This is a genomic window from Prosthecobacter sp. (assembly GCF_044378005.1).
GTDB lineage: Bacteria > Verrucomicrobiota > Verrucomicrobiia > Verrucomicrobiales > Verrucomicrobiaceae > Prosthecobacter.
In genome coordinates, this window is the sequence record NZ_JBILYB010000212.1 from 1 (window position 1) to 7,290 (window position 7,290).

Consider the following 7,290-nt stretch of genomic DNA (forward strand, 5'->3'; position numbering starts at 1 on the left):
GCCCAGTAACCTGCCAAAGCCGCATCACCCCGGCGGATGGCTTTCTGCATGGCAGAAGATACTTCGCTGAAGTTGTAATGACGAATGGTGCGCAATTGCATGGGGTTAGCGGGAAAGAGATCTGGGAGGTCCATGAATGGAGGCCTCGTCACCGTGACTTCGGGATTCCATCCGTTTGCATCACCAAATGATGCCGTGGGGTTTGAGTAGGTCGCAGGGTTTGGGAGGTGCCATGGGGTGCGTCAATCGAGTTGCCACCTGTCCGCTAACTGCGTAGTTCTCCCCCATGTCCATGAAACTTCCCAAAGGGGTGACTCCCCATAAATTCGCCCGTGCGCTTCAGGCGTGGCGTGAGAAGAAGGCTTTCAGTCAGCGCGATGCTGCGGAGTTCCTCGGCATCAGCAAGCGCACGCTGGAGAACTGGGAACAGGAACGAGCAACGCCCCGTGGCTATGCCGTGGTGGCGCTCATTCGACTCATCGACCCGCCTGCCCAACTTCCACCCTCCACCCATCGTAAGACGCGATGAAAGTTGCATCTCGTTGCGCAACGAAGTCGCGGGTGACTACGGCTCGCGAGCCTCCACCCCGAATCGTGCATGCAACGCGGCACGCACCGCATCCACATCAAAGAGATGCATTCGGGGACTGGTGGCGAGGTAGGGAATAATTCGCTGCGCCACCCAGTTGTCGATGGTTCGTGAACTGACTCCCAAGAGGGCAGCCAAGGGCTTCTTTTTCAGCAGGGGTGATGGAGCATTGAGTGTTGGGTTCATACAGGGATTCGCATGTCAAAGCGTGGATGTGCAGGTTTTAGGCATGATGCCGAACCACTGGGCAGCAGCCTCCTTGGTCACCAGTTCTCGGTAATGCTTGAAGATGATCGCCGGAGAGTTTCCCGCCTCCAGCGCGACTTGGGCCGCACTCTGCACCACGGCGATCCGGTAGCTGATGTAGGAGTGCCGCAGGGCGTTGTGCGGCCATGGAATGCCCAAGCTCTTGGCCAGACGCCGTGCCTTCAGGAAGACGCCATCGTCAGGAACCACAGGGCCATTCCGCTCGATCTTTGCCAGCCAGCCGGCCAGATTGTCGGTGATGGGCACAATGCGGCGCGAGGCTGTCTTAGCCTGTCCGGCGCGCAACTCGATGATTTTCCGCCCGAGATCCACGGCGCTCCAGTTCAGCCGGGCGATTTCAGCGCCACGCAGTCCCGCGAATCCCCCGATAGCAAGGATCGGAATCAAATCCTCCGTCGCTGCCTTCATGAGTTTCTCCATCTGCTCGGGAGTGAAGATGCCGACATCCGTGTCCGCCTGCTTGCCGCGCTTGAGGGCTTCCGCCACGGTGGCTTCACCCTTCGGCAGGTAACCTCGCCGCTTGGCAAAGGAAAACAGCTCCTTCACACGTTTGAGCCAGTTGTTGCGGGTGACCATGGAATGCGCCCCTCGACGCAGCCAGCCGTCAATCATGGCCCCGGTCACCTTGGTGATCTCGCCAGGGAACGATTTGGCGAACTGGCGAAGGTTCCCGTCCAGCAGCTTGAGGTAGTGCGCATTCACCCCGTCTTGCTTCTTGAGCAGGAGAAGTTCGTCAACCACACGAGGCACGGTGATGCCAGCCTCATAACTGCGCGACCTCGTCAAAAAGTCCTCCACGGCCATCAACAGCGGCACCTCTCCAAGCTTGCGCCGGCACTGGAGGTATTCCTCGACGACTGAAACCAAGGGCAGTCCCAGCGGCTGGAGCATGTGCTGGACAGCCCGAAGGGCCTCCCGATCCTGAGGCCGCAGGTCATTATCGCTGCTCATGCCGCGTTGGATATTGAGTGCGGCCTTGCGCGCCTCTTCCTTGGCAGCATCCAGTGAACCGAAGGTAAGCCGCTGGCGCTGCTGGTTGAGGTAGAACGCGACAGTGAACCGGGGCATTCCACGGCAGGTTCCCCGGTAGATGGGCACGGCTGCGGAGCCATGTTTGACCACGGCGATTGGTTTGCCCTTGCCCCGAGAGGGGAGGGCCTGAGTTGTCATGCTTTTGTCATGCATGACCATGGGTGGGGTGTCAAAGTGTAGCCCCCTGATGCCGTTCAAAGCCCGTGGAATATGGGCTCCAGAGTGATTGTTTGCCCTGTTTTGAGTGCTCTTTTTGTAAGCCCGTTGGGCTTTGGGGGATCTGTCATGGATCACCCATGCTTCCGAATCACCTGGATGAACTCTGGCAAATACGTTTGCGCCTTCTTATCGCCGACGCCGCGGATCTTTAATCCTGCCTCGATGCTCTTCGGTTTCAGACGGGTGAGGAACTCGAGGGTTTGATTGCTGAAGATGACGTAAGCGGGCACGCCTTCGGCCTGGGCGAGGGCGTTGCGGTGTTTTTTGAGCTTCTCGAAAAGGGCGTCATCAAAGCCCAGCTCGCGGGTGGAGACTTCGGCTTCGGTGAGCTCGACGCCGGGCTTCGTGGGCTGGCTGGCGGCGGGCGCGGTGCTGGGCCACATCATGCGGATGTTGGAGCCTTTGCGCATGATGTCGGAACCTTTGGGCGTGAGGGTGACGAGGGGATATTCGCCGGTGCTGGTCTCGATGAGGCCCTGCTTTTCCATCTCGCCAAAGAGCGGATGCATGGCGCTGGTGCCGACGCTTTTAAGCAGGCCGTAAGTGCTGAGTTGATCGAGCCCGGCTTCGACGATCTCCTTGGATTTGCTGCCGACGAGCATCTGGATGATGCGGCCTTTGCCAAAGCGTGGCTCCCAGGTGCCGTCGGCGCGTTTCGTGGACATGCGGGCGATGCCGCTGAGCGCCTGCCGCAGTAGGGTGACCTCCGCCGCGGTGCCTTCACGGGCGATCTGCACGCCGCTCCGGCGGCAGATGTCGCAGGTGCCGCAGGGCTGGCTTTCATGCTCGCCGAAGTAGGCCAGGATCTGCTGCTGGCGACAGCGCTGCTCGTCGTAGCAGAGGTCGATCATGGACTTCAGCTTGGAGCGGTCGCGACGGTCTTTTTCGCGGAGGGCGTTCGCGTCGATCTTGAGATGGCGGGTGAGCACATCGGGCTGGAGCAGTCGAGTGCCGCGCACGCGTTTGCCGGGGATGTCGAAGCGCTCAATATAACCCGCGCGTGCCAGGTGACCGAGCGATGAGCTGACGGCCATGCTGTTCTTCAATCCGGCGTAGTCGGTGAGGTCTTCGATGGTGGCTTCGACTTCGTGCTGGGAGTTCGCCTTGTTTAGCAGCGCCTGGTAGATGCTCTGGATGACATCGATGCTGGGGTTAGCGCCATCGAGGAAGAACTCCTGCGTTTTGGTATCGGCGAAGTTGAAGAAGAGTTCGCAGTAAGAAGGCTCGCCATCACGGCCAGCACGTCCGGCTTCCTGGTAGTAGGCCTCGATGCTGCCGGGCACGTCGTAATGCACGACGAAGCGGACATCGCTGCGGTCGATGCCCATGCCGAAGGCGTTCGTGGCCACGGCGATGTCGCGCTCGCGGTTGATGAACTGATTTTGCCGCGACTCGCGCTCTTTGTCATCAAGCCCGCCGTGATACTCCACGGCCTTGATGTTCATTTCAGCGAGAGCCTCGCCCACTTCATCGACCCGCTTGCGTGTGGAGCAGTAGATGATGCCTTTTTTGTGCTCGCGGATGATTTGTTTCAGCCGGGCATATTTGTCGTCGTGCTTCTTGGTGTGCGTGACATTCAGGCTAAGATTCGGCCGCTGAAATCCACGGATGGTGACGAAGGGATCACGCAGAGTGAGCACTTTTAATATGTCCGCACGCACCTCGGGCGTGGCCGTGGCGGTCAGGGCGACAACTTGGGGTCTGCCGAGTTCTTCGAGTGCCTCGCCGAGGCGGAAGTAGTCGGGCCGGAAATCATGTCCCCACTGGGAGAGGCAGTGCGCCTCATCCACGGCGAAGAGGGCGATCTCGACCTGCCGCATCGTGTTCGTGAACATGCGGCTGCGGAAGCGCTCCGGGGCGACATAGACGAGCTTGTATTCGCCGCGTCGCAGCGCCGCGATGCGCTCCTGCTGCTCGCTGAGGCTGAGGGTGCTGTTGATCAGCGTGGCGGGGATGCCGCGCCGCTCCAGCGCATCCACCTGATCCTTCATCAGTGCGATGAGCGGACTGACGACGATGGTCACGCCTTCCATCACGAGTGCAGGAAGCTGATAGCAGAGCGACTTGCCACCGCCCGTCGGCATGATGACGAGGGTATCGCGCCCGCCGAGGATGTTCGCCATGACCTCCTCCTGCCCATCCAGGAACTCGCGAAAGCCGAAGTACTTCCGCAGCGCTTCACGGGCGTCGTGAATCGGTGTGGTGTCGGCGGAGAGGATGTCGGGTTCGGGGGGCAAGGGAGCTCACTTCATGCGGAGGGAGCGGCGCAGATGCAAGCAGGCTTCTCCATCACGCCCGGCGTATGATTGAACCCATGCCAGCGCCGCGCGTCTGTGCTACGCCCTCTCATGAAACTTCTCCCGCTTCTGCTCTTGATGCCCGCCATGCTCCTGGCTCAGGCAAAGACGTCCGCAGCCCCGGCGTGGGCGAGTTCGCTCACGAAGTCTGCCCCAGGCTCCTTCGCACCGCTCGCGCCCTGCCGTGTCGTCTATGATTTAAGCTGGAACAATCTCGTCTCCGCCGGCTCGGCGAAGGTGGTGATGCAGGAGGCGGGCGGGTATCAAGTCGCGCGCGCGGAGGCGGGCACCTCCGGCTTCGCGCGGTCGCTGTGGAGCTACGACTGTGTGATGACCTCCGTGATGGAGCGTGGGCCGCTGAGGGCCGTTTATTTGAATCACTCCGAGACGGATACGAGCGAGACCGTGGCCTACAAGGTCGGCTTTTCGTCGCTGAAAGTGCTGACGGAAACGCTTCTCACTCCCAAAGGTGGCGCGGCGAAAAAGAGCACAGCCATTTGCCCTTACGGTCCTGCCGATGATCTGCAATCGGCCATCCTTTACGTTCGCAGCCAGCCCCTGAAGCAGGGCGATTCGATCACGCGTGTCGTGCAGCCTTTTGATCGTCCCTACATCGCGACCTTCACCGTCGTTGGCCGAGAAAATCGCAAAGTGGAAGGCACGACTTACCCGACCATCAAACTCGATGTGCAGATTCGTAAACTCGACCGCAAGACGCTCGTGCTCGGCAGCTTCAAAAAGGTGAAGACCGCCACCATCTGGGTCAGCGATGATGCGTGGCGACTTCCCATCGAAATGCACGCCGATATCTTCGTCGGCTTCATCTCGGCGACGATGACGAAGCGAGAAAAGCTGACGGGCAGAGCAGGGCAGGGGACTTTGCCTGTGGGGCTGGGTTTGTAGTTCGGGCTTCAGCCCGTTCTGGTGACACGAAGAACGGGCTGAAGCCCGAACTACGAACTCAATCCATCACTACAAACATCGCCGCGAAGGTATTCGGAGTGAACTGCGTGCGCTGGGCAGGGGAGGTGATCATCTGCGAGATGTCGCCATCCAGGTACAGAGCGTCCTGGCATCCGAGATGGAGAAATAGACGCGCCATTTGATGGAAGGTCACACGCCCTTTCACACGGTCCTCACGATCGCTCATGACGAAGATAATCTCCTTCGTCGCTGACACGATGCCTACGGCGCTCCGCTGGCGGAGATTCGGCGAGTTCACATTGAAGGCTGGATGAATCACGCCTTTTCGCAGGATGAGTGGACCGGATTGATTGGCGAGCCTCGGATGGATGGTGAGCGAAGGATATTCGCTCGTCTCCACGATTCCCGGGCCCGCCTTGTCATCGAGATAAAACACACCATTCGGCTTCAGGAAGAAGTTTCCCTCCCCATTCGCTGTGTTCAACGCCACGAGTTCTGTGCCATCGCAAATCGTGAGGCCGCACGGCTTTGGTCCTCTCTCGTAGATTCCTGCATTCGTCGCAAAGGCGATCTTTTTCCCCTCACGTTCGAGCTGCTGCTGGAGTGCTCCGAAGTTTGACAGCGGTTTCCCCGAACCATCCAACCAGCGGAGGTGCAGCTTCGACTGCTGTGCTGCGGGCACTCGGTAGAGATGATAAAGCGCGCCCTCGTATGTCAGGGTCTCGGTGCCCAAGAGCACTGGCGAGATGGCCAAACCAAGGAGGACAAACAGGCGATGCATGAAGGTTGGGTGACCCGTCACTTTGCAGGCTTCTTCTTCACCACGGCTTTCAGCAACGTCGCTGGCTTCCAGCCTCGGGGCTGGGTGATGCCTTTGCTGGTCCACTCCATGCCGCGCTCGACCCAGTCTTCGCGCCATTCTTCATAGGAAAGGCCATCGTCGTCATCGCTGACACCAAATTGGAAACCGCAGGCGGGGCAGATCTCGAAGGAGCCGCCGCCAGACTTGCTGCGGGGGGCTTCCTTCAGGTGGTCGAACCCGCAGACGGGACAGTTATGGGTGGTTTTCATCACTTGAAGGGCAGTTGCGCGGGCTGGATGAGCTTGCCGGGCTGACGCTGCCAGTAGCTCGGGTTGTTTGGGCGGAAATAGGTCTTCGTCGTGCCGTTGCGATTGTAGGCGGCAAAGGCACGCGTCTTCGGATCATAGACGCGGAGGGTTTCATCGGCGTCATCCCACTTCATCTGAAGCTGTCCGGCCTTCGCGCGCTGGAGGAAGTGCCAAGCTTGGGCGGCGTAGTCTTCCGGTGACTGGCTTTGGAAATCAGGGCCGTGGCGGTTGTAGTGATCCTGGAGAGATTCCCAGTAGCCCCAGCTCACACGCGCTGGCGGTGCTCGTGCGGCGGTGGATGGTGTAGGCGCGGGTTTCGTCTTCGGTGCCTCCGGAGTGAGGGCATCGACAAGCTTTTCGAGCATGGACTTCGGTGCCTCCACTTTGGGTGGGACGGCACCGGCGGGTTTGACATTGCTGCCCATGGTAAAGCTGCCCGCACCGAGCTGCTGGCGCGCGCTACCGACCTGGTAGAAATAGGTCGTGCCCTGGGTGAGGCCGCCGAGGGTGACGGTGTGGTCATCGGTGACTACGCCTTCGAGCTTCTGATCGAGCTTCCCCGCCGTCGTGCCGTAGCTCACGCGCGTGCCGCAGGCCACATCGGTTCGCCAGGCGATGGTGGCGCTGCTTTCACTCTGCGTGACTTTCGGGCCAGAGACTAACTCCACCGCGTGTGCCGTGACTACGGTGAACAAAAGAAGAATGGCAGCGATGACTCGTGGCATGATTCCGAGACTAGCGGCTGCCAGTGAAATGCCAAGCGCCGGAATCTCAGCTAACGAAACCGCATTCGAGCCGTTCTGACTTGCCGCCCGCGCGGCCTCCTGCCAGTCTCGCCCCATCTTCCCATGA

At 60.1% G+C, this 7,290-nt stretch carries 8 protein-coding genes; 2 read left to right on the forward strand and 6 right to left on the reverse strand.

Annotated features, from left to right (window positions below; all coding sequences use genetic code 11):
- Nucleotides 1–286: 286 nt before the first annotated feature.
- Nucleotides 287–529 carry a helix-turn-helix domain-containing protein gene (locus tag AC6FTP_RS24405; protein ID WP_497209518.1) on the forward strand — a complete coding sequence of 81 codons (243 nt, stop codon included), beginning with the start codon at nt 287–289 and terminating at the stop codon, nt 527–529.
- 36 nt (nt 530–565) lie between these two features.
- Here the strand turns inward: AC6FTP_RS24405 and AC6FTP_RS24410 are convergent, their stop codons facing one another.
- The 3 genes from AC6FTP_RS24410 to AC6FTP_RS24420 form a co-directional block, all read right to left on the reverse strand.
- Complete coding sequence (locus AC6FTP_RS24410) at nt 566–775, reverse strand: hypothetical protein (protein ID WP_395719080.1); 210 nt, start codon at nt 773–775, stop codon at nt 566–568.
- Nucleotides 776–790: 15 nt separating this feature from the next.
- Entirely contained in the window at nt 791–1,924 is a 1,134-nt protein-coding gene (locus tag AC6FTP_RS24415) for a tyrosine-type recombinase/integrase (protein ID WP_497209519.1), read from the reverse strand.
- Between the two features lie 254 nt (nt 1,925–2,178).
- Nucleotides 2,179–4,344 carry a RecQ family ATP-dependent DNA helicase gene (locus AC6FTP_RS24420; RefSeq protein WP_497209520.1) on the reverse strand — a complete coding sequence of 722 codons (2,166 nt, stop codon included), beginning with the start codon at nt 4,342–4,344 and terminating at the stop codon, nt 2,179–2,181.
- Between the two features lie 111 nt (nt 4,345–4,455).
- Here AC6FTP_RS24420 and AC6FTP_RS24425 point away from each other — a divergent pair, with 111 nt between their 5' ends.
- Nucleotides 4,456–5,307, forward strand: coding sequence for a DUF3108 domain-containing protein (locus AC6FTP_RS24425; protein WP_497209521.1), 852 nt, complete (start codon nt 4,456–4,458; stop codon nt 5,305–5,307).
- A gap of 58 nt (nt 5,308–5,365) precedes the next feature.
- On the opposite strand, the gene AC6FTP_RS24430 is transcribed toward AC6FTP_RS24425, so the two are convergent.
- The 3 genes from AC6FTP_RS24430 to AC6FTP_RS24440 all read right to left on the reverse strand — a co-directional run.
- The gene (locus AC6FTP_RS24430; protein WP_497209522.1) at nt 5,366–6,109 is read right to left on the reverse strand and encodes a phosphodiester glycosidase family protein; all 744 of its coding nucleotides are present in this window, start codon (nt 6,107–6,109) and stop codon (nt 5,366–5,368) included.
- Nucleotides 6,110–6,126: 17 nt separating this feature from the next.
- Nucleotides 6,127–6,399 (reverse strand): hypothetical protein, encoded by a 273-nt coding sequence (locus AC6FTP_RS24435; RefSeq protein WP_497209523.1) that lies wholly within the window; start codon nt 6,397–6,399, stop codon nt 6,127–6,129.
- A partial coding sequence (locus tag AC6FTP_RS24440) for a fibronectin type III domain-containing protein (protein WP_497209524.1) occupies nt 6,399–7,290 on the reverse strand: 892 nt, incomplete at its 5' end. The genes AC6FTP_RS24440 and AC6FTP_RS24435, both read right to left, overlap by 1 nt.

Excerpts from the sequence above, each read along its gene's own strand:
- AC6FTP_RS24415 (WP_497209519.1), bottom strand. The coding sequence starts at position 1,924 with ATGCCCCGGTTCACTGTCGCGTTCTACCTCAACCAGCAGCGCCAGCGG.
- AC6FTP_RS24405 (WP_497209518.1), top strand. The coding sequence starts at position 287 with ATGTCCATGAAACTTCCCAAAGGGGTGACTCCCCATAAATTCGCCCGT.
- AC6FTP_RS24425 (WP_497209521.1), top strand. The coding sequence starts at position 4,456 with ATGAAACTTCTCCCGCTTCTGCTCTTGATGCCCGCCATGCTCCTGGCT.
- AC6FTP_RS24435 (WP_497209523.1), bottom strand. The coding sequence starts at position 6,399 with ATGAAAACCACCCATAACTGTCCCGTCTGCGGGTTCGACCACCTGAAG.
- AC6FTP_RS24410 (WP_395719080.1), bottom strand. The coding sequence starts at position 775 with ATGAACCCAACACTCAATGCTCCATCACCCCTGCTGAAAAAGAAGCCC.
- AC6FTP_RS24430 (WP_497209522.1), bottom strand. The coding sequence starts at position 6,109 with ATGCATCGCCTGTTTGTCCTCCTTGGTTTGGCCATCTCGCCAGTGCTC.